Genomic DNA, 24,761 nt, shown 5'->3' on the forward strand with positions numbered 1-24,761 from the left:
TGCGCGTTACGAACCCGTCTTGCGCGCTGCGGTTTTCGCCGCCGTCGTCTTGGCGGCTGCCTTTTTGGCCGGCGCTTTCTTGGCCGCAGCCGACTTAGCCGCGGCCTTCTTCGCGGGCGCCTCGTTCGCGGCCTCATCACTGCCCGCGGGCGCTGCCTTGGCTGCGGACTTCGCAGCTGCGGTCTTCGCGGCGCCTTCCTTCGCTTCCTTCTTCTCGAACTCGAAGCCGATCTTGCCGTCGCTCTGCTTGACGAGATATGCCTTGAAGTTGCGGCCCGTGCGCGACGACTTGAAGTTCGTCAGCAGGTCGGTGCGCCCGTCCTGCAGCAGCTTTGCCATCTGCTCGCGCGCGATTTCCTGTTGCAGGATGACCTTGCCCGAGCGGAAATCGCAGGTCTTCGGACTTGCGACAGAGTTTTCGCAGACATAGCTCATGCCGTGCTCAAAGACCTTGCCGCTGCATTTCGGACATGCGCCGACCGGCTCCTGCTCCGAGAAGTCCGGCGCCTCGCCGTCCTCGCCGCCCTGGTCCTGGCCGAAATCGAATTCCAGCTTGTAGTTCTTGGTTTCGTCGTCGTACGAGAGCTTGAGGATCGCCGAGAATGGACGGCCCATCTTGCTGCGGAAACCGGACAGCGGCCCGATCTCCTTCTTCTGCAGCAACTCTTCGACTTCCTCGATTTCGAACTGCCGGCCGCCAGGAATCTTCGAGATCGAGAACTCGCACTTCGTACACGCGAAGCGCCGATAGTTCTCTTTCACCTGACCGCCGCAATTGGGGCAAGGCGTTTGCAGCGTCGCGTAGTCGCCGGGGATGGTGTCCGAGTCGTATTCCTTTGCGCGCTTGACGATGGTCTGCGTCATGCGGGCGATTTCCTGCATGAACGCATCGCGCGGCAGCTTGCCACGCTCCATCTGCGAGAGCTTGTATTCCCACTCGCCCGTCAGTTCCGGCGCAGTCAGTTCTTTCACGTCGAGACCGCGCAGCAGCGTCATCAACTGGAATGCCTTGGCCGTCGGAATCAGCTCGCGGCCCTCGCGGACCAGATATTTTTCACCCAGCAGACCTTCGATGATGGCCGCGCGCGTGGCCGGCGTGCCGAGCCCCTTTGCGGCCATTGCTTCGCGCAGTTCGTCGTCTTCGACGAGCTTTCCCGCGCCTTCCATCGCCGACAGCAGCGTCGCTTCGTTGTATCGCGCGGGCGGTTTCGTAACCAGTTGCTGTGCGGCGATCTTGTCCGTCTTGACCTTTTCGTCCATTTGCACCGGGACGAGGTTCGCGTCTTCGCCGCCCGACTCGCGGCCATAGACCTGCAGCCAGCCCGGCTCGACGAGCACCTTGCCTTCCGTCTTGAAGTGATGCCCGACGACTTCTGTGATCCGAGTGGTCACGCGATATTCGGCGGCCGGGAAGAACACGGCGAGGAAGCGCTTCACGACGAGGTCGTAGAGCTTCTGCTCCGGCTCGGACAGCGACTTCGGCGCCTGCAGCGTCGGGATGATGGCGAAGTGGTCGCTGATCTTCGAGTTGTCGAAGATGCGCTTGTTCGGCTTCACCCAGCCCTTGTCGAGCACCTGCTTCGCGTGAGGCAGATAGTTGTTGCTCTCCTTGAGCATTTCCAACGTGTGCTTGACCGTCTCCAGATAGTCTTCCGGCAGCGCGCGTGCGTCGGTACGCGGATAGGTCAGCACCTTATGCTTTTCGTATAGCGCCTGAGCGAGCCCGAGCGTGTTCTTCGCAGAGAAGCCGAAACGGCCGTTGGCTTCTCGCTGCAGGCTGGTCAGGTCGAAAAGCGCGGGCGACAGTTGCGTCGACGGCTTCGATTCTTCCGTCACAGTGCCGAGTTGTCCACGGCAGGCAGCGACGATCGTTTCGGCAGCCGGCAGGCTCCAGAGGCGCGAATCGCGCTTTTCCGGATCGAACTCGTCTTTCTTGAACTTCGGGTCGAACCAGCGGCCTTCGTAGAAGCCCGCTGCACAGGCGAACTCCGCCTTCACTTCCCAGTAGTCGCGCGGCACGAAGCGGCGAATCTTCTCTTCGCGTTCGACGACGATCGACAGCGTCGGCGTCTGCACGCGGCCGACGGTGGTCAGGAAGAAGCCGCCGCCCTTGCTGTTGAACGCGGTCATTGCCCGCGTGCCGTTGATGCCGACGAGCCAGTCCGCCTCCGAACGGCAACGCGCCGCATCCGCGAGCGGCTGCATTTCGACGTCGCTGCGCAACTGTGCGAAGCCTTCGCGGATCGCGGCGGGCGTCATCGACTGGAGCCACAGACGTTGCACCGGCTGCTTCGCTTTTGCGTGCTGCGCGATCAGGCGGAAAATCAGCTCCCCCTCGCGCCCCGCGTCGCATGCGTTAATCAGGCGTTCGACGTCCTTGCGCTTGATGAGCTTGTTCAGCACTTTCAACCGGGATTCGCTTTTCGCGATCGGATGCAAGTCGAAATGTGGGGGAATAACGGGGAGATTGGCGAAACTCCATTTGCCCCGTTTGACTTCATATTCTTCGGGCGCAGCGATCTCCACGAGATGGCCGACGGCCGACGAAAGCACGTAATCGTCGCTTTCGTAGTACTCGTCATGCTTGGTAAAACCGCCCAAAGCCCGCGCGATGTCGTTCGCGACGGATGGCTTTTCGGCGATGATCAGTGCTTTGGACATGACTGAAAATAAATTGGTGGATTCGGGTTGGTACCCTCGGGTTTTCCCGCCCGGGTTTGGCACCCATTAACGACCGCTTTATAGCACACGCCGCCGTAACGGCAATCAGTGCGCCGCAAAAAAGCGGGTCATCATAATTGCGCCCAGATCGATTGGGCAAGCATGTGACGGCCGTTGCTCGACGCGCTCTCCGCCGTGTCGCGGGCGGATCTCCCACGTCGCGCGATGATTTCTGCAAGTGCCGTGCCGCTTTTAAACGGTCGCAGCAAAAAATAGGTCAGAGCGCCCGGGCGTTTCGGGAGGGTTCAGGCTTCGAGCAAGGCAGGCCGCATTTTGGGTGCGCCCTTTACGCCCGGCAGCGCCGTCAGATCGACAAGCATCCGCTCGACGATCGAAGCCTGCGGCAATACCGTTCCGAAGAACCGGGTTGTTTGGCCGTCTTCTATAAGAATCGTGGGGAAATTCTCAACGTCAAGATCGTCGAAGCGATCAGCATGCGTTTCGATATCGATCCAGGCGAAACAGACGTCGGGATGCTTGTCCGCCAAGGTGTCGAATGCCATGCGGTACTCGCGGCAGGTGCCGCACCAATCCGCGCACAAACACGCGACGAAAAGCGTCTCGCGGTCATTGACCCGCTCGGCGATCCGTTTCGAGTCGGTGTCCAGGTTCAACGCGGGCATGGCGGTTTTCCTTCGGCATTGCATGGGTTATTTGGCGCGAATGTAGCACGACGCGTTACCCGCTGTGCACAGCACGAACGTACCGGCCGCCGGGCAGCGCGCAGAGTTCGCCTGCCAGTTCGAGCCGCAGCAGCGTGCTTTGCAATAGCGTGTCGTCCATTTCGGTCCGCTCAGCGAGAATTTCAAGCGTGGCGGGTGAGTGGCCCAACGCATCGAGCAGGCGGCGCGCTTCGGACGAAATTTCGGCGCGGTTCTGCGGCTCTTCCGTTGCCGCCAGATGCCGCCGCGCGGCCTCGTTCAGCGCGTGCACCCGCGCGGCGGACGGCAGCGTGGCGAATCCAAGTTCGTCGAGAACGTCTTCCGGCGATTCGATGAGTTTCGCGCCCTGTTTGATCATCCGGTGACAGCCGCGCGCCAGCGGCGCGTGGATCGAACCGGGGATCGCGAACACGTCGCGGCCCATTTCGTTGGCGAGCCGCGCCGTGATCAGCGAGCCGGAGCGCATCGCGGCCTCGACGATCAGCACGCCGCCCGCGAGCCCGGCGATCAGACGGTTGCGCTGCGGGAAATGCGCGGACCTGGCGGGCGTGCCGAGCGGCCATTCCGACATGATTGCGCCGTGTTCGGCGATCTGGTGCGCGAGCGCGTGATGCGACGCCGGGTAGACGATATCGGCGCCCGTACCGATGACGGCGACCGTGCCTCCGCGCCCCTGCAGCGCGCCGCGATGCGCCGCGCCGTCGATGCCCGACGCGAGCCCGGACACCACCGTCAATCCCGCGTCGGAGAGGACGCGCGCAAAACGCGTCGCATCGTCGATACCTTGTGGCGTCGCGCTGCGGCTACCGACCACGGCGACGCTGCGCGTGTGCAGCAGTTCGATCCGTCCCTTCACGTATAGCAGCGGCGGCGGATCGGGCATCGTCAGCAGCGATGGCGGATAGCTGGGGTCGTCGAGCGTGACGAGCGCATTGCCGGGCACGTCGCGCCACGCCCGCACTGCGTCGAGTTGTGCTGGAAAGTCGGCTGGCGCCGGCGAGAGCAGGGCGCGGGCGCAAGCATCGTCGGTCGCCTGAGCCAGCGCGTCGAACGGCTGCGCGAGAACGGCGTCCGGCAAGCCGAAGGCGGCGAGCAATTGGCGCAGCGCCGCCGGCTTGAGCCCGGGCGCCATGGCAAGCCGCAACCACGCGGCAAGCTCGTCGTCAGTGAGGGGAAGCGTTTGCATTGCAGGCATCCTCGCGCATGGCAACAGACCTGGCGGTCGCCATGCTAAAATTTTCATCATCCGAAATAACCCGAAACCCGTGCTGTGCCGCGTTCGCGCGAGCCAGCGCATACGCATTGAGGCATTGAATCACCACGGTTCGGCCACCATCTATCCTGTGCGCGTCGCGACTGGCGAACAACCTGGCCGAATGGCCAATTGCGTGACTTTTTCAATTGCGCCGGCGCACAATCAATTTCACGACTATGGCTTTACTCAACATCCTCCATTACCCCGACAAGCGTTTGCACAAGGTCGCGAAGGCGGTCGAAAAAGTCGATGACCGTATCCGCAAGCTCGTCGCCGACATGGGCGAGACGATGTATGCCGCGCCCGGCGTGGGCCTCGCGGCGACGCAGGTCGACGTGCACGAGCGCGTCATCGTGATCGACGTGTCCGACACGCACGACGAACTGCGGGCGTTCATCAACCCGGAAATCATCTGGTCGAGCAACGAGAAGAAGATCAACGAAGAGGGCTGCCTGTCGGTGCCGGGGATCTACGACAACGTCGAGCGCGCCGAGAAGGTGCGCGTGCGCGCGCTGAACGAGAAAGGTGAAACGTTCGAGATCGACTGCGACGGGCTGCTTGCGGTCTGCATCCAGCACGAAATGGATCACCTGATGGGCCGTGTGTTCGTCGAATATCTGTCGCCGCTCAAGCAGACGCGCATCAAGAGCAAGATGAAGAAGCTCGCGCACGCAATGTGACGCCCTTTCGGACCGTTTCAGCTACCTCATGAGCCATTCGTTGCGCGTCATCTTCGCCGGCACGCCGGAATTCGCCGCCGCGGCGCTCGCGGCGATTCACGAGGCCGGTTTCCCCGTGCCGCTCGTCCTCACCCAGCCGGACCGGCCCGCGGGGCGGGGCATGAAATTGCAGGCGAGTCCTGTAAAGCGCTACGCGCAGGAGCGCGGCATCGAGGTCGCGCAGCCCCCGTCATTGCGCCGTAACGGTAAATTCCCGGCGCAAGCCACGGCCGCCATCGACCAGTTGCGCGCCACGCCGCACGACGTCATGGTGGTGGCTGCTTACGGCCTGCTGCTGCCGCAAGAAGTGCTGGACATTGCGCCGCACGGCTGCATCAACATCCACGCTTCGCTGCTGCCGCGCTGGCGCGGCGCCGCGCCGATTCACCGTGCGATCGAGGCGGGCGATGCCGACACGGGCATCACGCTGATGCAGATGGACGCGGGCCTCGACACGGGCGCGATGATCTCCGAAGTCCGCATGCCAATCCGCGAGACCGACACCACGGCCACGCTCCACGACCGTCTTGCCGAAGCGGGCGCCAAGCTGATCGTCGATGCGCTGGTCGAACTTGAGCGCGATGGCAAGCTCCATGCAACGCCGCAGCCCGCCGATGGCGTCACGTACGCCGAAAAGATCGGCAAGCACGAGGCGGCGCTCGATTGGCGGCGTCCGGCGGCGGAACTGGCGCGCCAGGTGCGGGCGTTCGATCCGTTCCCCGGCGGCGCGGCGACGCTCGACGGCGCGACGCTGAAGATCTGGTCGGCATCCGCAGCAGAGAGCCCGCGCAAGGCGGAACCCGGCACGATCGTCGATGTATCGCCCGAAGGCGTTGTCGTGGCGTGCGGCGACGGCGCATTGCGCATCACGCAACTCCAGAAGCCCGGCGGCAAGCGCCTGCCCGTGCGCGACTTTCTGACAGGCGCGACGCTTGCGGCAGGTCAGGTTTTCGACTGCACGCAAGCAGAATGACGACAGCTTTCCCGGCGCGCCATCTGCCATTCGGCCGAGTCGCGCCGCGTTCAGGTGGCGCGTTAGAATTTTCGGTGCAACTGCTTGCCTGAAGAGGATTCCATGTTCGGCATTACCCATTTCGAGTTTTTCGTCGCCGCTGTTTTTCTGCTCAACGTCACGCCTGGGCCCGACACCGCTTACATCGTCGGACGCAGCGTCGCGCAAGGGCGCGGTGCGGGTTTGATGTCGGCGCTGGGTATCTCGGCCGGGTGCTGCGTTCACTCTATTGCCTGCGCATTCGGGCTGACTGCGCTGCTGGCTGCTTCTGCCACTGCATTCACCGTGATCAAGTTCGTTGGCGCGATTTACCTGGTTTATCTGGGCGTGCGCCTCATGCTCACGAAGCCGCAAGCCGATCAGCGCGCCGGCGAAGCGCGCGCGGCCGGCGCGCCGAAATCGCTGCGCCAGCTTTTCCTGCAGGGGTTCTGGACCAACGTGCTGAATCCGAAAGTCGTGTTGTTCTTCGTCTCGTTCTTCCCGCAATTCGTGTCCACGGGCAGCGACAGCAAGACCGTGGCGTTCCTCACGCTGGGTGTCGTATTCGTCGGAATGAGCATGGCGTGGAACAGCTTCGTTGCGTGGATTGCGGGCAGCGTCACACGCAAATTCTCCGGCAAGCCGGGCGTCAAGAAGTGGCTGGACCGCAGCGTCGGCAGTGCATTTGTCGGGCTTGGCATCAAGCTCGCCTCGGCAACGCGGTGATTGAATTTTTCCCGCTCGTCCATATCTAACAGTTCGCTTACAATCATTCGCCGCAAATTGGCGGCGCCAATATGGAACCGCGTGACGGGCAAGGAGTTCTGGATATGTTCAACTGGGTGAAAACCGCGATGTTGATGGCCGCGATCACGGCGCTCTTCGTCGTGATCGGCGGCATGATCGGCGGCCAGCGCGGCATGATGTTCGCGTTGCTGATCGCGCTCGGCATGAATTTCTTCTCTTACTGGTTCTCGGACAAGATGGTCCTGCGCATGTACAACGCGCAGGAAGTGGACGAAACGAGCGCGCCTCAGTTTTACCGGATGGTTCGCGAGCTTGCTACGCGTGCCAATCTGCCGATGCCGCGCGTCTATTTGATCGACGAGGACCAGCCCAATGCATTCGCGACCGGCCGCAACCCCGAGCACGCGGCCGTCGCCGCGACGACGGGCATCCTGCGCGTATTGTCCGAGCGCGAAATGCGCGGCGTGATGGCGCACGAACTCGCACACGTAAAGCATCGCGACATCCTGATCTCGACGATCTCGGCGACGATGGCGGGCGCGATCTCGGCGCTGGCGAACTTCGCGATGTTCTTCGGCGGCCGGGATGAGAACGGCCGTCCCGCCAATCCGATCGCGAGCATCGCCGTTGCGCTGCTTGCGCCGATTGCGGGCGCGCTGATCCAGATGGCGATTTCCCGCGCGCGGGAATTCGAAGCGGACCGCGGCGGCGCGCAGATTTCGGGCGACCCGCAGGCGTTGGCGTCCGCGCTGGACAAGATCCATCGCTACGCGAACGGCATCCCGTTCCCGACCGCTGAGGCGCACCCGGCCACCGCGCAGATGATGATCATGAATCCGCTGTCGGGCGGTGGTATCCAGAACCTGTTCTCGACGCATCCGGCCACCGAGGAGCGCATCGCGCGTCTGATGGAGATGGCGCGTACGGGGCGCTTCGACTGAGCGCAGCGCGTTCCTTGCAACCGGCTTTGTACGACTGCAGTTCGAAATGGGGCGAGCACGACTCGCCCCTTTTCCTTCTGCGCTCGAACCGCGTGATTTCACCGTGCAGCGTGTCTTTCCAACGGATGCGTCGCGGGCGCAAGCAGCCGTGATCCGGATTGCCGTCTTCATCACGCTACAATGTGGCGTTTGCGCGACACTTCCCGCGCGCGCCCGCATTCCGCCTGTTCATGACCCGAAAGCCTTCTCAGCGTCCTGCTTTGCCGCCGCGTTCGCGCGACACGCGTCTATCGACGCTTCATCTCGCGCCCGAATCGCTCGGCTTTGCACTCGACTGCGCGGCGCAAGCCGTCGGCGCGGTCCGCCAAGGCGCGGCACTGCCCGCGGCCTTGCATTCGATTTTCGTGTCGCTGCCGGAAGGTGTCGCGGCGGCATCCCGTGGCGCCGTCCAGGACATTTCATACCGGACGATGCGGCGGCTTGGCACGGCCGAGTGGCTGGTCTCCAGACTCGTGCGCAAGGCGCCCCCGCCGCACGTCGCGCACGTATTGACGTGCGCGTTGGCGTTGCTGGTGGATGAGCACAGCAACGCTGCGTACGCCCCTTTCACGGTGGTCGATCAGGCTGTGAACACGGTCGGCGCGCGGCGCGAGTTTTCGTTTGCGAAAGGTTTGGTCAATGCAGTGCTGCGCAATTTCCTGCGCGAGCGCGAAGCGTTGCTGGCCGAAGCAGAGAAAGACGCCGTCGCTCGCTGGAATTACCCCGTCTGGTGGATCGACGCGGTTCGAGCGGCGTGGCCCGAAGCATGGCAGGAGATGCTTGCGGCGGGCAACACGCAGGGTCCATTGACGCTGCGCGTGAACACGCGCCGCGCGACCGTCGATGCGTATCTGCAAACGTTGCGCGAGCATCAGATTGCAGCGGCGCAGGCCGGCGATCATGCCGTGCGGCTTCAGACGGCGATGCCCGTCGATCGCATCCCGGGTTTCAACGAGGGCGTCGTGTCGGTGCAGGACGCCGGCGCACAGCTCGCCGCGCAGTGGCTTGGCGTGCGCGATGGCATGCGTGTGCTCGATGCGTGCGCGGCGCCAGGTGGCAAGACCGGGCATCTGCTCGAGCTTGCAAACATCGATCTGATTGCACTGGAAAGCGATGCGACGCGCGCGCGGCGTATCGGCGAAAACCTGCACCGACTTGGGCTGAATGCGCACGTGCGCGTAGGCGACGCGGGCAATCCTGCGCAATGGCACGATGCAGCCGATAGGCCCTTTGATCGCATTCTCGCCGATGTGCCCTGCTCTGCTTCGGGCATCGTGCGCCGTCATCCGGACATTCGCTGGCTGCGCCGGGCGTCGGACATTCCTGCGCTCGTCGAAGAGCAGCGCCGCATTCTCGAAGCGCTATGGCCGCTCGTCAAGCCGGGCGGCGAGTTGTTGTACGTTACGTGCTCGATCTTTCCCGAAGAAGGCGAGTTGCAGGCTCAGTGGTTTGGAAACCGACACACGGATGCGGTACGATTGGACGCGCCGGGGCAACTGCTGCCAGCGGTCGCCCGCGAGCCCGCCGATGTATCAGCGGGTTCCCGCGCCGGACAAAGCACTGGTTCGAGTTCAGACCACGACGGATTCTTCTACGCGCGCTTTCAGAAACGGTGATCATCAAACGCTTTCTTCCGCTACGGCTCGTGGCCGCGCTCTGGATCGCGCTGGTCCTTTGCCTGACGGCAGCCGAGCCGGCGCGCGCCGAATCGATCGCCGTGCAACGCGCGTCCCTGCAATCCGACGGCAGCGGGTGGAGCCTCGATGCGCGTTTCGATTTCGAGCTGAACAGCAATCTCGAAGACGCCGTCAACAAAGGCATACCGCTTTACTTCACAACGGACTTCGAACTGAGCCGGCCACGCTGGTACTGGTTCGATGAACAGCCGGTGAGCGTATCGCAAAGCATTCGTCTCTCGTTCCAGCCGCTTACGCGCGAGTACCGCGTCTCGTCGGGCGGCCTGCAGCTCGGCTTCGCTTCGCTCAACGAGGCGCTGGCCGTCATCAAGCATGTCACGTCATGGCATGTGATCGATCGCAACCAGGTTCGCGCGGGAGAAACATATACGGCATCCGTGCGCATGCAGCTCGACATCGCACTGATGCCCAAGCCGTTCCAGATCGACGCGGTCAACAACCGCGACTGGAATCTTGCTTCCGACTGGAAGCGCTTTACCTTCACGGTGACCGAACGTGCTAAATAGAGTGCGCCGCGCCACCAGTGTCAGCAGCGTCGTCGTCCGGTTGCTCGTGTCGACGGTGGCCGTCACGGCCGTCCTGTTGCTCGTGCTGCTCGCAGCGGCGAGCGCGAACACCGAATTCTTCGATCGCTACTACGGCTGGCTCTACGCGGCCAATGTCGCTGTCGCGCTGATTTTCATGCTGATCGTCGCGGTGCTCGTGGTGATCATCGTCACACGGTTGCGCAAAGGCAAGTTCGGCACGAGGCTGCTGGCGAAGCTCGCGTTTTTCTTCGCGCTCGTCGGCGTCGTGCCGGGCGGCATCATCTACATCGTGTCGTATCAGTTCGTGTCGCGCAGCATCGAGTCGTGGTTCGACGTGAATGTCGAAACGGCGCTCACATCCGGGCTGAACCTCGGCCGCGGCATGCTCGACGCGTCGCTGTCCGATCTGCAAACCAAAGGCCGCCTGATGGCCGAGCAGCTCGCAAGCGCGGATTCCGCCGGCACGACGCTCACGCTGCTGCGTTTGCGCGATCAGTTCGGCGTGCAGGACGCGACGATCGTCGAGCCGTCGCGCAGCATTTCGGGGGCAGCGCCTGAGATGCACGTCGTCGCGCAGGCGACCAGCAACTATGCGTCGCTGATGCCGGGCGATCTGCCCACGCCGCTGATGATCGAGCAGGCGCGCGGGCGCGGCTTCGCATCGATAGAAGGCGAAGTGGATGGCGATCCCAAGGCGCGCGGCGCGAAGGGGGCATTGCGTCTGCGTATCGTGCAGCGCATTCCCGACACCAACGCGTCGCTGTTGCAGCCCACTGAGCGCTTCTTGCAACTCACGCAGCCGGTGTCGCAATCATTGGCGCGCAACGCGGATGCGGTGCAGCGCGCGTACCGCGAGTACCAGGAGAAAGCGATTGGGCGCACGGGCCTGCGCAAGATGTATATCGGCACGCTGACGCTCGCACTTTTCCTCGCGACCTTCATCGCGATGATGCTTGCGCTCGCGTTGGGCAATCAGCTTGCGCGTCCGCTGTTCCTGCTCGCGCAGGGCACGAAGGAAGTGACGGAAGGCGACTACACGCCGAAGCGCGAAATCAAGTCGCGCGACGAACTGGGCTTTCTCACGCAGTCGTTCAATGCGATGACGCGCCAGTTGTCGGAGGCGCGCGCAGCCGTCGAGGCGAATCGCGTCGCGCTCGAACATTCGAAGGCGTACCTCGAAAGCATTCTTGCGAACCTGACGGCGGGCGTGTTCGTGTTCGACCGGCAGTTCCGCCTGACGACGGTCAATCGCGGCGCAGAGCGCATCTTCCGTCAGCCGTTCGCGTCGCTGCTCGGTTCGTCGCTGGATCGCATCGGCGTGTTGAGCGAATTCGGCGCGATGGTGCGCAAGGCATTCGCGGATCTCGAAGCAGCGGGCGGCGACGACCAGGGCGACACGGCACACTGGCAACAGCAGATGGCATTGCAGATTCCCGGCGAATCGGACCCGCTGACGCTGCTCGCGCGGGGCGCGCGTCTCGTGTCCGCGGCGGCCAGCGACACCGACGACGAAGAGACGTCCGGCTATGTCGTCGTGTTCGACGATATTTCCGACGTGATCTCCGCGCAGCGTTCGATCGCATGGGGCGAAGTCGCACGGCGCCTCGCGCACGAGATCAAGAATCCGCTGACGCCGATTCAACTCTCGGCCGAGCGTCTGCAGATGAAACTCGCCGACAAGCTCGCCCCGTCGGATGCCGACGTATTGAAACGCGGCGCCACTACAATCGTGAACCAGGTCGCGGCGATGAAGCAGATGGTCGACGATTTCCGCGACTACGCGCGCACGCCGCCTGCCGTGCTCGCGAATCTGCAACTGAACGAACTGGTGAGCGAAGTGCTCACGCTGTATGGAATCGAAGAAGGCAAGAGCCCGATTGTCGTCGAAATGGCGGACTTGCCCGTTATACGCGGTGACGCGACGCAATTGCGTCAGGTGATCCATAACCTGCTGCAGAACGCGCAGGATGCTGTCGCCGACGTCGAGCACCCTCGTGTGTTGCTCGAGACGAGGACAGTAGAATATGGCGATCCCGACGCAGACGGCAAAGTGAGCGTCGCCGTGCGATTGACCGTGTCGGACAACGGTTCGGGCTTCCCCGCGCGCATTCTCACGCGCGCGTTCGAACCCTACGTGACGACCAAGGCAAAAGGTACGGGTCTTGGGCTCGCCATGGTCAAGAAGATCGTCGATGAACACGGCGCACGAATCGACATTCGAAACCGTCTGAAGACGGGTGATGTGATCGAGGGCGCACAAATTTCCATCCTCTTCCTTCAACTCGCGGACAACCATGCCGCGTCGCCTGGAAGCGGGCCGCAGGCGACGCATGGCAGTGGCGGCGCGTCGCAGGGAAAGACAAAAGCAACAGTGCAGACAAGGGCAGCTTAAATGGCAACCATCCTGGTGGTAGATGATGAAATGGGCATCCGGGAATTGCTCTCGGAGATCCTGAGCGACGAAGGGCATGTCGTCGAGGTCGCGGAAAACGCGCAGGAGGCGCGCGACTACCGGCTTCGTCAGGCACCCGATCTGGTGCTGCTCGACATCTGGATGCCCGATACCGATGGCGTCACGCTGCTCAAGGAGTGGGCGGCGCAAGGCACGTTGACGATGCCCGTCATCATGATGTCGGGCCACGCGACCATCGACACCGCTGTCGAAGCGACCAAGATCGGCGCGCTCAACTTCCTCGAAAAGCCGATCGCGCTGCAGAAGCTGCTGAAGGCCGTCGAGCAGGGACTTGCGCGCGGCAGCGCGGCGCCTGCGACGGGCGGCGTCGCGCCCAAGCCGGTGGCGGCTGGGAATGCGTCGGCGGTGGCATCGGCGGCGGCGCTGCCGATGATGTCCGCGGACAGTCTGGGCGGCGGCATGCTGTCCGCGCAGACGGCGTCGATTTCATTCGACATACCGCTGCGCGACGCGCGCGATGCGTTCGAGCGCGCCTACTTCGAATATCACCTGGCGCGCGAAAACGGCAGCATGACGCGCGTCGCCGAAAAGACGGGGCTCGAGCGGACGCACCTGTATCGCAAGCTGAAGCAGCTTGGTGTCGATCTCGGCAAGAACAAAGGCGAATGAGCGTTGTAATCAGTCGCTGAAGTTTTTTTCGGGAAGGGCTTGAGAAACAGGAAATCGCTTGCTATACTCTCGCTTCTTCGTTGGCCCGGTAGCTCAGTTGGTAGAGCAGCGGATTGAAAATCCGCGTGTCGGTGGTTCGATTCCGCCCCAGGCCACCAGGATTCAGCCCCAGGAAATCGCAAGATTCCTGGGGCTTTTCCTATGTGCGAACGATATACCGGTTCGTCAGCGCGCCGGAGGCGGGCGCGGCGGCCGGAAGCGGGGCTCGGCTCCGCATGATAAAATCACGCTCTATCAAGGACTTGCTACGTGTTCTTCGCAAGTCCTTTTTCGTTTCCGGTCCGAGGCATCGCGTAGCGTGAAACTCTCTGGCTGACGATCAGCGGTATAAGCTCCGGCTGCTTGGCGCGTGAAGGCCGCGGCCTATACTGCTTGAGCCGGCATCGGAGCCGGCCCGCGCGGTAAGGCGCCAGGCGCCGCTCGCGCGCGGCAATCAACATACACGGAGTTTCACGGTGACCCGCAAAGACGCCAAGAGTAGCGCCCTGGTGCTGTTTTCCGGCGGCCAAGATTCGGCCACCTGTCTCGCCTGGGCGCTGGACCGATATGAAACCGTCGAAACGCTAGGCTTCGACTACGGCCAACGGCATCGCGTCGAGCTCGAATGCCGCGAGGGTTTCCGCAGCGCGGTGGCGCGCACGTTCCCCGAGTGGGGCGAGCGGCTCGGTGACGATCATATGATCGATCTGTCTGTGCTGGGCTCGATCAGCGAAACGGCGATGACGCGCGACATCGAGATTCACGCGACGTCGAACGGCTTGCCGAATACGTTCGTGCCTGGCCGCAATCTGATGTTCATGACGATAGCGGCGGCGATTGCCTATCGGCGCGGGTTGCGCGCGCTGGTCGGCGGGATGTGCGAGACAGATTTCTCGGGCTACCCGGATTGCCGCGACGACACGATGAAGGCGCTGCAAGTCACGCTGAATCTGGGCATGGACAGCCGCTTCGTGCTTGAGACGCCACTGATGTGGATCGACAAGGCCGATACGTGGCGTCTCGCGCATGAGCTGGGCGGCGATGAACTGGTCGAACTGATCCGCATCGAAACGCACACCTGCTACCTCGGCGAGCGCGCGGAATTGCACGCGTGGGGCTTCGGTTGCGGGGAGTGCCCGGCGTGCCGTTTGCGCAAGCGAGGGTACGAAGCCTACCTGAGCGGCGAACAGGTCACGGAACCGGCCTAAGCTACAGATACACGCACGGCAAAACACAGTCACATCAACAGGCTTCACGGAGCATCGGGCAGAAAGCAGAATGACGTACGCGGTCAAGGAAATCTTCTACACGTTGCAGGGCGAGGGCGCGAATGCCGGGCGTCCGGCCGTGTTTTGCCGGTTCGCCGGATGCAACCTGTGGTCGGGCCGCGAAGAAGATCGCGCCGACGCAGTGTGCAAGTTCTGCGACACCGATTTCGTCGGCACCGACGGCGAAAACGGCGGCAAATTCCGTACGCCCGAAGAGCTGGCAACAAAGATCGCATCGTTGTGGCCGGAAGGCGAAGGGCAGCGCTTCGTGGTGTGCACGGGCGGTGAGCCGATGTTGCAGATCGACCCGCCGTTCGTCGATGCGTTGCACGCCCAAGGCTTCGAAATCGCGATCGAAACCAACGGTTCGCTTCCCGTGCTCGACACGATCGACTGGATCTGCGTGAGTCCGAAGGCCGACGCGCCGCTCGTGCAGACGAAGGGTAACGAGCTGAAAGTGGTCGTGCCGCAGGACAACCAGCGCCTTGCCGACTACGCTAAGCTCGACTTCGAATATTTCCTCGTCCAGCCGATGGATGGCCCGTCGCGCGACATCAACACGAAGCTCGCGATTGACTGGTGCAAGCGCCATCCGCAGTGGCGCCTGTCGATGCAGACTCACAAGTACCTGAACATTCCCTGATTTGCCGTGCTGACTATTACCCGAAAACTCGAATTCGACGCGGGCCACCGCATTCCCGATCACCGCAGCCAGTGCCGCAATCTGCATGGCCATCGCTACGTGCTCGAAATCACGCTGCAAGGCGATCTCGTCGAAACGGAAGGCGCGCCCGATCGCGGCATGGTGATGGACTTCGCCGATGTGAAGGCGCTCGCGAACGAGCATCTCGTCGACAAGTGGGATCACGCGTTCCTCGTCTACGAAGGCGATACACAGGTGCGCGGTTTTCTGGATTCGATGGCGGGACACAAGACGGTCGTGCTCGATCGTATTCCGACCGTCGAAAATCTCGCGGCCGTCGCCTTCGACATTCTTGCCAACGTCTATGACGCGCACTACGGCGTCAATCTGCGTCTGCATAAGGTGCGTCTGTATGAGACGCCGAATTGCTGGGCCGACGTGGTCCGCGACTAAACGGGTTATTGTCAAGGTATGATCGTTTCGATAACCACACGGAGCGAGACATGCCGGTCACCGCGCTACGCAGCGGGCACGACGCCCGCCACTACCATCACGCTGTTCACGTTGGCCGTTCAGGCCGCGTAATCTCTTGCTCCTGTTCGCCCAGCGCCGCGTCCGGCGGCCCCGGAGGCGCGCGATGAGCACGTTCACGAATCCGCTGAAGCTCCGCCTGAAGGAGCCCGATCCGTTGTTCGGCCTGTGGCTGTCGCTTGGCAGCGATAGCGCTGCCGAGGCGCTCGCGCATGCCGGTTTCGACTGGCTGCTGATTGACATGGAACATGCGCCCAATGACAGCGTCGACGTCACGGGTCAACTGCGTGGGATCGCCGCCGCCCATCTGCCGACCGAGCCTGTCGTACGGCTGCCCGCCGTCGAGCCATGGCTCGTCAAGCGCGTGCTCGACGCAGGTGCGCGCACGTTGATGTTTCCGAACGTCGAGACGGCTGACGAAGCGGCGTACGCAGTGCGTCTGACGCAGTATGCGACGGCCGACGCGCCCGATGGCCTGCGCGGCGTCGCCGGCGCGGTGCGCGCCGCGGCATATGGTATGCGGCGCGATTATCTGCAGAACGCGAACGCGCAAATCGCGACGATCGTGCAAATCGAGTCGCAGCGCGCGCTCGAGCATCTGGAGCAGATCGCGGCGACGCCCGGCGTCGATTGCCTGTTCGTCGGACCTGCTGATCTGGCGGCAAGTCTCGGTCATCTCGGCGATTCGAAACATCCCGATGTCCAGGACGCAATGAAGCACGTCCTGAACGTCGCGCATCGTGCGCGTGTCGCGACGGGCATCTTCGCGATGGACGTGGCGAGCGCGAGGCAATACCGGTCGGAAGGCTTTCGCTTCATTGCGCTGGCCGCCGACGTGATGTGGCTGTTGCGCACCACGCGACAGGCGCTGCAGGAGGTCAGGTCATGAAGGTGCTGTCGTCAACCGCGGTGCGCGTCGCAATTCGCGCAGTCGTATTGGCCGCATTCGCGGCGGGCGCCGCGGCGCATGCGCAGAACAAGACACCGCCCGCGTCCGATATGGAAACGCAGACGGCAGTCGCCGATTACAACGCGGGCAACTACACGTCCGCGCTCGCCGAGTTTCGCAAGGCCGCGCAACGCGGCAGCCGTCTCGCCGAGTTCAACTACGCGATGATGCTGCTCAACGGCGAGGGCGGCCCCGTCAACGTCGAAGAGGGCAAGAAGTGGTTGCGCAAGGCCGCCGACGCCAACATGTCACACGCGCAATATGTGTACGGCAAGATGTACGACGATGGCGAGTTCGTCGCGCGTGATCCGGCGCAGGCGCATCAATGGTTTCTGAAGGCCGCGCAGCAAGGGCATATTCAGGCCGAACTGGCGCTGGCAAATCAGTTTCTCGACGGGCGCGGGACGGCCCGCGACAATCAGCAAGCGTTCTTCTGGTACAAGAAGGCGGCCGAGGGCGGCGACATGACCGCGCAATACGTGACGGGCTCGTTCTATGAACGTGGCGGCGATGGGGTGCCGCAGAATCTGAACGTTGCGCGAGCGTATTACGCTGCCGCCGCCGCGCAGGGCGATCCGGCGGCGCGGCTCAAGTATCAGCAACTCAGCACGCAGTTGCGCGAATCGCACGAAGCGAAGCCTCAATGAAAAAACGGCGCCTGAAAATTTCAGGCGCCGTCTTGTATTGCATATCGGGGCTGTGACTCAGCTTTGCATCAGACGCTTCTGCCGCGCGACGCTCATGATGAGACCGATCGCGAAACCGAGCGTCGTCAGCGCCGTGCCGCCGTAGCTCATGAACGGTAACGGCACGCCCACGACGGGAAGAATTCCGCTCACCATGCCGATGTTCACGAATGCGTAAGTAAAGAACGCCATCGTTAGCGAACCGGCCAGTAACCGGCCGAATAGCGTCGAGCCATTCGCCGCGATGTAGAGGCCACGCGCAATCAACGCCATGTAGAGCGTCAGCAGCACGAGGCCGCCCGCCAGGCCGAATTCCTCGGAGAACACCGCGAAGATGAAGTCGGTGTGCTTCTCCGGAATGAATTCAAGGTGAGCTTGCGTGCCCTTCAACCAGCCTTTGCCGAGCGGGCCGCCCGAGCCGATCGCGATCACCGCCTGAATCGTGTGGAAGCCTTTGCCCAATGGGTCGGAGGTCGGGTCGAGCAGCGTGCAGATGCGGTGCTTCTGATAGTCGTGCATCAGCGGCCATTGCACTTCGGGCTGGCAGATCTTGCCCTGGAATGTGGCGATTGCGCCGACGGCGATCACGCCCGCGATCAGCACGGGCACGATCAGCCTGAAGCTCAAACCCGCGAAGTAGATGACGAAAAACCCCGCCGCGAACACGAGCACAGCGGTGCCGAGGTCGGGCTGTTTCGCGATCAGACCGACGGGCACGGCCAGAATCAGCAGACCGACGATGTAATCCCACCAGCGGATGTTTCCTTCGCGGCGCTGGTAGTACCAGGCGAGCATCAGCGGCGTCGCGATCTTCAGGATTTCCGACGGCTGGATCACCACGCCGACATTGATCCAGCGCTTGGCGCCCTTGCGCGTAAGACCGAACATCGCGACGGCCACCAGTAACGCGACCCCCAATGTGTAAAGCGGGACGGCGAAGCGCATGAGCGTGGTCGGCGGGATGTTGGCCAGCACCCACATCAGCGCGAACGTCAGGATGATGTTGCGCAACTGGTCTTCGACGCGGCCAGGCACGTCGAGGCTCGCGCTATAGAGCGTCACGATGCCGACGCACAGCAGCAGAAACACGATCAGGGCGAGCGGGCGGTCGAAGCCCGCGAACATTTTCTTGATGCGTTCGAGCCAGGCGCGCTTGTCGATTTGCATGCCTTTCTCCTTATTCGTCGATGCCGCCGGAAACGGGCCCGCGCGGCGCGGCCTGTGATCCGTCGTTGCGCGACGGCGTTGCGGCAACCGGCCGCGATTCGCTGGCCGGGTGAGGTTTGCGTGGGGACTTGCGGGCGTCGGACGCCTTGAGGGGCGCGGCGGCCGTGGCCGCTGCCGCATCAGATGCCGACGGCGCGGCCGTCGCCGACGCAACGCGCGGCGCTTTGGCCGGCTTTGCCGCCGATGCGAGGCGCGGCGCAGCCGGCGATGCAGCCGACGCCGCAACAGGCGCCGAGGCCGCAGCCGCGCCGGACGCAGCGGCGCCGGACGCAGCGACGCCAGCCGTCGCGCCGGACGCATCCGCGGCAGGCGCCGGATGCGGCGTCGAAACGCCTGCGGGCAGCGGCAGCGGCGTGAAGCCAGCAGCAACGGCGACGGGCTGCATTTGCCCACCCGGCGCGACGGGTGCGGTGCCGATGACGGGCGCAGACGATTCCTCTGTCGCGGAAGCAGCCGCCGTGACGGCTGCCGCTTCGACACCCGGCTTCATACGGTCGATCAGGTAATAGTCGAGCACGCGTTTGGCAATCGGCGCGGCCGCCTGCGCGCCCCAGCCACCGTTTTCGACGATCAGCGCAAGCGCGATCTTCGGATTGTCGGCAGGCGCGAACGCGATGAAAAGCGCATGGTCGCGAAGGTTTTCCGCGAGCGCGTGGCCATGATACTTCTGGCCTTGCAGCGAAAACACCTGCGCTGTCCCCGTCTTGCCCGCCGACAGATACGCGGCGTTGCGGAAGATCTGATACGCGGTGCCGGACGGGTTCATCGTCACGTTTTCCATGCCGCGCTTGACGACGTCGATATCGGCCTGCTTCACGTCGACGCGGCCGTCATCCTTCGGCACCGTGGCGCGCAGCGCGCGGGTGATCGGATTCTCGATTTCCTTGACGAGGTGCGGCCTCATCAGCACGCCGTTGTTCGCGAGCGTGGCCGTCGCGTGCGCAAGCTGGAGAATGGTGTACGAGTTGTAGCCCTGGCCAATGCCGAGGCTGATCGTCTCGCCTTCGTACCATTTCTGCTGTTCGGGCTTGCGGTACGCCTTGCGCTTCCATTCCGTCGAAGGCAGGATGCCGCGCGCTTCACCGGCGATGTCGATACCCGTCAACTGGCCGAAACCCCACGGCTTCATGAAGTTTGCGATCGCGTTGACGCCGAGATCGTGCGCGAGCATGTAGAAGTAGGTGTCGTTCGACACCATGATCGCGCGGTTCATGTCGATCCAACCCTGACCCTGCGGCACGTCGTTACGGAACGTGTGTCCGCCGAAGGTGTACGAGCCCGGGTCCTGGAAGCCCCATTGCGGCGTGCGCTTATGCAGTGTCAGCGCGGCGAGCGCCATGAACGGCTTGTACGTCGAGCCAGGCGGATACGTGCCGTGCAGCGGACGGTTGAGCAGCGGGTGATCCGGCGAGTTGTTCAGTTCGTCCCAGGTCTGCTGGTCGATGCCGTCGACGAACGCGTTCGGATCGAAGCTCGGCGCGGACACGAACGCGAGCACGTCGCCCGTCGAAGGCTCGATCGCGACGAGTGCGCCACGGCGGCCCGCGAACGACTCTTCTGCGATCTGCTGCAAGCCGATATCGAGCGACAGCACGAGGTTGTTGCCCGGCGTCGCCTGCGTGCGCGATAGCGTGCGGACCGGCCGCCCGCCCGCCGTCACTTCGACTTCCTCGAAGCCCGTCAGCCCATGTAGCTCCGTCTCGTAGCTCTGCTCGACGCCGATCTTGCCGATGTAGTCGGTGCCCTTGTAGTTGTTCGCGTCGAGCCGCGCATCGTAGTGTTCGGGATCGCTGTCGTTCTGATCGCTCGCGTCGTCGATCTTGTCCTGGTCGCGCTGCGAAATGCGGCCGATGTAGCCGATCACGTGCGCGGCCGTCGGCCCGAGCGGATATTGGCGGAACAGGCGCGCGCGCACTTCGACGCCCGGAAAGCGGAAGCGCTGTGCGGTGAAGCGCGCGACTTCGTCGTCGGTGAGGCGCGTGCGGATCGGCAGGCTCTCGAAGTTCTTCGAGTCCTCTTGCAGCTTGCGGAAACGCCGGCGATCGCGCGCGTCGACGGTGATGACCGTCGCGAGATTGTCGATCACATTGTCGAGCGTGTCGTTCAGCTTCGACGGCGTGATTTCGAGCGTGTACGCCGAGTAGTTCTTCGCGAGGACGACGCCGTTGCGATCGGTGATGATGCCGCGGTTCGGCACGATCGGCGCGACGGAAATGCGGTTCTCGTCGGCTTGCAGCGAATATTTGCTGTAGTGCCAGACCTGGAGGAACAGGAAGCGGAACGCGATCAGGCCGAAGCAGACGAACACGAACAGCCCCGCCGCCGCGACGCGCAGGCGGAATTTCGTGAGCTGCTGCTGGGTGTCCTTGAATTCGGTCATGCGGTTGGGCAGAGACTGCCGGTTATGCGGTTTGAATCAATCTTGCGGCGAGGCCCCGCGGCGCTGCCGGGCCAGGCGCCGCGCAAGGCAGCCGGCTTGAGCGGCGCGCCGTCGCAGACTCGTGATGGCGGCAAGGAAAGTGCGCATTCATCAGCGAGCGGGCGGCGCGGCCGGTCAGATGGGCCGCGTATCGTCCGGATCGGCCGGACGGCGTTGCGGCATCAACAGCAGAATGCTCGCGACGGGCCACAACGCCGCTTCGACAAAGCCGTCGATGAGGTAACCCCAGCCCGGAAACGAAGCACCCGTCAGCAGGCGGATCACGAAGGGCACGAGTTGCGCGACGACGAGGAGCGGCATCACCGCGAAAACCTGCACGCCGATCGACATCCACAGCACGCGGCGGTGGATCGTGATCGCGCCGTATGAGAGCAGCGTATAGGCGAGCGCGTGTTCGCCGAGCAGGCTGGCATTGTGCACATCCATCAACAGGCCGAGCATGAACGCGATGCCCATGCCGACCTTGCGAGGCTGGTGCACGTTCCAGAACAGCAGCACCAGCGCGACGAAATCGGGCACGCCGATCAGGCGTCCCCACGGCATCATGTTCAGCAGGAACGCGGCGGCGAGGCTGAACGCGATGAAATAGGGATTGACGGGCTGCAGGATGTACTGCGGGCGATTCATTGCTTGGCCCCCTGAGCGGCTTGCGGCTTCGCGCTCTTGTCGGTGGCCGGCTTCTTCTCGGTCGATGACTTGCCAGCCGGCCTGGTCGACGATGCCGGTTTAGCCGGTGCAGCCGCTGCGGCAGGCGCTGAACCGGCGGCCGCCGGCGCGGGCTGCGCGGACTTCGCGTCTTTCTCGCCCGGCTTGCCCTTGTCCTGCGTCTTCGCGTTCTTCTTTTTCGCGTCCTTGGCGGCCGTGGCGGGATCGGGCTCGTCGGCGGGGCGCGGCGGCACGTTGCTTTGGTAGTGCAGGACAAGGAGATCGCGCGCGCCGCGCACAGGCGCGATCGGCTGACAGACTACGCGTGCGAACGCCGTATCCGCCTGCTTGTCGACACGCACGACCTTCGCGACGGGCAGGCCCGGCGGATAGACGCCATCCAGACCGCTCGTCACGAGTTCGTCGCCTGCGAGCACGTCGGCGCTGATCGGCACGAAACGCAGGTCGAGCGCGTCGCCCTTCGGCGTGCCGTAGATCACGCTGCGCAGACCCGTGCGCACGATCTGCACGGGAACGGCCTGATCCTTGTCGGTGAGCAGCGTCACCTCCGACTGCATCGGGAACACGCGCGTCACCTGGCCGATCACGCCGTCTTCGTTGACGACAGGCGAGCCGTCCTTGATACCCTGCTGCGACCCGCGGCCGATCACGACCTTCTGCGTGAACGGATCGCGCGTGTCGTACTGGATTTCAGCCGGAATCGATTGCGTGGTCATGCGTTGCGAAAGTTGCAGCAGATTGCGCAGATGCGTGTTTTCTGCGCCGAGCTGCGCGGCCTCGTTGGCTTGCTGCGACAACTGCAGATTGCGTGCGCGCAGCTTGTCGTTCTCGCCGCGCAAGGTCGCGCTGGTGACGGCCAGATCCGCCGCGCCCATGAAAATGTCACGGGGCACGAGCGCCGCGCGCTGCAACGGATACAAACCTGTGCCGAGCACGCCGCGAACGATTTCGAGCGTTCGGAAACGGGCGTCGGAAATGAGCAGGGCGAGCGCCACCACCACGAAGAAAATCAGTCGTGCGAGTGCCGAGGGGCCTTGCTTGAATAGGGGCGGCGGACTGTATTCCATGGTCGCCGGGAGCGTGAGCGAATGGATGAAACGTCGGCGCGCTAGCTGCGCGCCCAGCGCACAAAGGCTGGCAAAGCCAGCCTTTCAGTGCGTGCTGCTGACATGGAGACTGGCAACCTTACTCGTACGAGAAGATGCTGCCGAGCTTGTCCATGCGTTCGAGCGCCATGCCCGAGCCGCGCACGACGCACGTCAGCGGATCTTCGGCGACCAGCACGGGCAGGCCGGTTTCTTCTGCCAGCAGACGGTCGAGGTCGCGCAGCAGCGCACCACCACCGGTGAGCATCATGCCGCGCTCTGCGATGTCGGCGCCCAGTTCCGGCGGCGTCTGTTCGAGCGCGATCTTCACCGACGACACGATCTGGTTCAGCGGATCGGTCAATGCTTCGAGAATTTCGTTACTCGAAATAGTGAAGCTGCGCGGAATGCCTTCCGACAGGTTGCGGCCCTTCACTTCCATTTCCTTGACTTCGGAGCCCGGGAACGCTGAGCCGATTTCCTTCTTGATTGCTTCGGCCGTCTGTTCGCCGATCAGCATGCCGTAGTTGCGGCGGATGTAGTTGACGATCGCTTCATCGAACTTGTCGCCGCCGACGCGCACCGAGCCCTTGTACACGATGCCGCCCAGCGAGATCACGCCGACTTCCGTCGTGCCGCCGCCGATATCGACGACCATTGAGCCCGTTGCCTCCGACACCGGCAGGCCCGCGCCGATTGCAGCCGCCATCGGCTCTTCAATCAGGTAGACCTGCGATGCGCCCGCGCCGTGTGCCGCCTCTTTGATCGCGCGGCGCTCGACCTGCGTCGAGCCGCACGGCACGCAGATGATGATGCGCGGCGACGGCGAGAACATGCGCGATTCATGCGCGGTCTTGATGAACTGCTTGATCATCTGTTCCGTCACGGTGAAGTCGGCGATCACGCCGTCCTTCATCGGGCGGATCGCCTCGATGTTGCCCGGCACCTTGCCGAGCATCTGCTTTGCTTCCTTGCCGACTGCCTGAATGGTCTTCTTGCCATTCGGGCCGCCTTCCTGGCGGATCGAAACGACGGACGGTTCGTCGAGAACGATACCTTTGCCACGCATGTAGATGAGCGTGTTGGCCGTGCCGAGGTCAATGGCCAGATCGTTGGAAAAATAGCTGCGCAAAAAACCGAACATGCAAAATCCTGTCTCGCTGGGGGCCGGGCCTCGCATCGTAAGCGTAGGGCGGCAGCGGAAAAAAATTAGCAGCCTCATGTCCGGCCAGCGCGGCCGTAAAAAGCATGAAACTGCAGGGGAACGTACCGGAGGCTATAGCAAGGCCGCCGAGCTTGTCGCTCAGCGATCTCTGAAAATGTCAGAAAGGCCTTGGTAAGTCGGTCCGGGTTTGGATCGAACGCGTAATGATACCTTATAATTTTGCTTGATTTAAAGGAAACGAATGGCACTTTTTGCCGTCGCCGGCCCCAATTTCGAGGGCCTGCTCCAATGACCTAACCCGCTGTCGCAGCATCGTTTTTCCTCGTTGCGGCAGACCGCCACTTTTCCGGTGAATGCATGGCCCTGACTCTGACCGATGTGAAACGCATCGCCCATCTCGCACGGCTCGAATTGCCCGATGCCGACGCCGAGCACACGCTCGCCCAGCTCAATGATTTCTTCGGCCTCGTCGAGCAGATGCAGGCAGTCGACACGACGGGCATCGCGCCGCTTGCGCACCCGATCGAGCAGATCGAAGACGTGGCGCTGCGTCTGCGCAACGACGCCGTCACCGAAAACGTGAATCGCGACGAATACCAGCGTCCGGCGCCCGCAGTGCAGGATGGCCTGTATCTGGTGCCGAAGGTCATCGAGTAAGCGTCCGGGTCGTCGTCATTAAGC

The 24,761-nt window shown here is 63.3% G+C and carries 22 protein-coding genes and 1 tRNA gene; 15 read left to right on the forward strand and 8 right to left on the reverse strand.

Going from position 1 to position 24,761, the window contains the following annotated elements; genetic code table 11:
* Positions 1 to 6 precede the first annotated feature (6 nt).
* From J8I87_RS24320 to dprA, 3 genes are all read right to left on the reverse strand, one after another.
* The gene (locus J8I87_RS24320; protein WP_209934539.1) at positions 7 to 2,661 is read right to left on the reverse strand and encodes a DNA topoisomerase III; all 2,655 of its coding nucleotides are present in this window, start codon (positions 2,659 to 2,661) and stop codon (positions 7 to 9) included.
* 305 nt (positions 2,662 to 2,966) lie between these two features.
* The gene (locus tag J8I87_RS24325) at positions 2,967 to 3,344 is read right to left on the reverse strand and encodes a thioredoxin family protein (RefSeq protein WP_209934540.1); all 378 of its coding nucleotides are present in this window, start codon (positions 3,342 to 3,344) and stop codon (positions 2,967 to 2,969) included.
* Positions 3,345 to 3,399: 55 nt separating this feature from the next.
* Positions 3,400 to 4,569 (reverse strand): DNA-processing protein DprA, encoded by a 1,170-nt coding sequence (gene dprA / locus J8I87_RS24330; protein WP_209934542.1) that lies wholly within the window; start codon positions 4,567 to 4,569, stop codon positions 3,400 to 3,402.
* 245 nt (positions 4,570 to 4,814) lie between these two features.
* Between dprA and def the strand changes: the two genes are divergently transcribed.
* The 14 genes from def (at position 4,815) to J8I87_RS24400 (ending at position 17,458) form a co-directional block, all read left to right on the forward strand.
* On the forward strand, positions 4,815 to 5,318 hold the full coding sequence (gene def, locus J8I87_RS24335; RefSeq protein ID WP_209934543.1) for a peptide deformylase: 504 nt from the start codon (positions 4,815 to 4,817) through the stop codon (positions 5,316 to 5,318).
* Between the two features lie 28 nt (positions 5,319 to 5,346).
* Positions 5,347 to 6,330, forward strand: a complete 984-nt coding sequence (fmt, locus tag J8I87_RS24340; protein ID WP_209934544.1) for a methionyl-tRNA formyltransferase — start codon at positions 5,347 to 5,349, stop codon at positions 6,328 to 6,330.
* Positions 6,331 to 6,432: 102 nt separating this feature from the next.
* Entirely contained in the window at positions 6,433 to 7,074 is a 642-nt protein-coding gene (locus tag J8I87_RS24345; RefSeq protein WP_209934546.1) for a LysE family translocator, read from the forward strand.
* A gap of 104 nt (positions 7,075 to 7,178) precedes the next feature.
* On the forward strand, positions 7,179 to 8,036 hold the full coding sequence (gene htpX, locus J8I87_RS24350; protein ID WP_209934548.1) for a zinc metalloprotease HtpX: 858 nt from the start codon (positions 7,179 to 7,181) through the stop codon (positions 8,034 to 8,036).
* A gap of 230 nt (positions 8,037 to 8,266) precedes the next feature.
* Positions 8,267 to 9,691: a 16S rRNA (cytosine(967)-C(5))-methyltransferase RsmB gene (rsmB, locus tag J8I87_RS24355; protein ID WP_209934549.1), complete on the forward strand. Its 1,425-nt coding sequence runs from the start codon at positions 8,267 to 8,269 to the stop codon at positions 9,689 to 9,691.
* Positions 9,688 to 10,278 carry a DUF4390 domain-containing protein gene (locus tag J8I87_RS24360; protein ID WP_209934550.1) on the forward strand — a complete coding sequence of 197 codons (591 nt, stop codon included), beginning with the start codon at positions 9,688 to 9,690 and terminating at the stop codon, positions 10,276 to 10,278. Before rsmB ends, J8I87_RS24360 begins: the two co-directional genes overlap by 4 nt.
* Positions 10,268 to 12,691, forward strand: coding sequence for a sensor histidine kinase (locus J8I87_RS24365; RefSeq protein ID WP_209934551.1), 2,424 nt, complete (start codon positions 10,268 to 10,270; stop codon positions 12,689 to 12,691). Before J8I87_RS24360 ends, J8I87_RS24365 begins: the two co-directional genes overlap by 11 nt.
* The gene (gene esaR, locus J8I87_RS24370) at positions 12,692 to 13,381 is read left to right on the forward strand and encodes a response regulator transcription factor EsaR (protein WP_209934554.1); all 690 of its coding nucleotides are present in this window, start codon (positions 12,692 to 12,694) and stop codon (positions 13,379 to 13,381) included.
* An 82-nt stretch (positions 13,382 to 13,463) separates the two neighbouring features.
* Positions 13,464 to 13,539, forward strand: a tRNA-Phe gene (locus J8I87_RS24375).
* Between the two features lie 357 nt (positions 13,540 to 13,896).
* The gene (gene queC, locus J8I87_RS24380; protein WP_209934555.1) at positions 13,897 to 14,628 is read left to right on the forward strand and encodes a 7-cyano-7-deazaguanine synthase QueC; all 732 of its coding nucleotides are present in this window, start codon (positions 13,897 to 13,899) and stop codon (positions 14,626 to 14,628) included.
* A gap of 70 nt (positions 14,629 to 14,698) precedes the next feature.
* Entirely contained in the window at positions 14,699 to 15,331 is a 633-nt protein-coding gene (gene queE / locus J8I87_RS24385; protein ID WP_209934556.1) for a 7-carboxy-7-deazaguanine synthase, read from the forward strand.
* 9 nt (positions 15,332 to 15,340) lie between these two features.
* Positions 15,341 to 15,784, forward strand: coding sequence for a 6-carboxytetrahydropterin synthase QueD (gene queD / locus J8I87_RS24390; protein WP_209934611.1), 444 nt, complete (start codon positions 15,341 to 15,343; stop codon positions 15,782 to 15,784).
* A 184-nt stretch (positions 15,785 to 15,968) separates the two neighbouring features.
* The gene (locus J8I87_RS24395; RefSeq protein ID WP_209934559.1) at positions 15,969 to 16,751 is read left to right on the forward strand and encodes an HpcH/HpaI aldolase family protein; all 783 of its coding nucleotides are present in this window, start codon (positions 15,969 to 15,971) and stop codon (positions 16,749 to 16,751) included.
* Complete coding sequence (locus tag J8I87_RS24400) at positions 16,748 to 17,458, forward strand: tetratricopeptide repeat protein (RefSeq protein ID WP_209934560.1); 711 nt, start codon at positions 16,748 to 16,750, stop codon at positions 17,456 to 17,458. The genes J8I87_RS24395 and J8I87_RS24400 overlap by 4 nt, the downstream gene beginning before the upstream one ends.
* 57 nt (positions 17,459 to 17,515) lie before the next feature.
* Here the strand turns inward: J8I87_RS24400 and rodA are convergent, their stop codons facing one another.
* The 5 genes from rodA to J8I87_RS24425 all read right to left on the reverse strand — a co-directional run bounded on the left by rodA (position 17,516) and on the right by J8I87_RS24425 (position 24,059).
* Complete coding sequence (rodA, locus tag J8I87_RS24405) at positions 17,516 to 18,664, reverse strand: rod shape-determining protein RodA (protein WP_209934561.1); 1,149 nt, start codon at positions 18,662 to 18,664, stop codon at positions 17,516 to 17,518.
* 10 nt (positions 18,665 to 18,674) lie between these two features.
* Complete coding sequence (mrdA, locus tag J8I87_RS24410) at positions 18,675 to 21,104, reverse strand: penicillin-binding protein 2 (protein WP_209934562.1); 2,430 nt, start codon at positions 21,102 to 21,104, stop codon at positions 18,675 to 18,677.
* A gap of 174 nt (positions 21,105 to 21,278) precedes the next feature.
* Complete coding sequence (gene mreD, locus J8I87_RS24415; protein ID WP_054917918.1) at positions 21,279 to 21,791, reverse strand: rod shape-determining protein MreD; 513 nt, start codon at positions 21,789 to 21,791, stop codon at positions 21,279 to 21,281.
* Positions 21,788 to 22,897, reverse strand: a complete 1,110-nt coding sequence (mreC, locus tag J8I87_RS24420; RefSeq protein WP_209934563.1) for a rod shape-determining protein MreC — start codon at positions 22,895 to 22,897, stop codon at positions 21,788 to 21,790. The genes mreD and mreC overlap by 4 nt, the downstream gene beginning before the upstream one ends.
* Before the next feature lie 118 nt (positions 22,898 to 23,015).
* On the reverse strand, positions 23,016 to 24,059 hold the full coding sequence (locus tag J8I87_RS24425; protein WP_004189550.1) for a rod shape-determining protein: 1,044 nt from the start codon (positions 24,057 to 24,059) through the stop codon (positions 23,016 to 23,018).
* A gap of 378 nt (positions 24,060 to 24,437) precedes the next feature.
* Here J8I87_RS24425 and gatC point away from each other — a divergent pair, with 378 nt between their 5' ends.
* A complete protein-coding gene (gatC, locus tag J8I87_RS24430; RefSeq protein WP_209934565.1) occupies positions 24,438 to 24,737 on the forward strand; it encodes an Asp-tRNA(Asn)/Glu-tRNA(Gln) amidotransferase subunit GatC in 300 nt (99 codons plus the stop codon).
* Positions 24,738 to 24,761 lie beyond the last annotated feature (24 nt).

It is taken from the genome of Paraburkholderia sp. LEh10 (assembly GCF_017814945.1).
GTDB lineage: Bacteria > Pseudomonadota > Gammaproteobacteria > Burkholderiales > Burkholderiaceae > Paraburkholderia.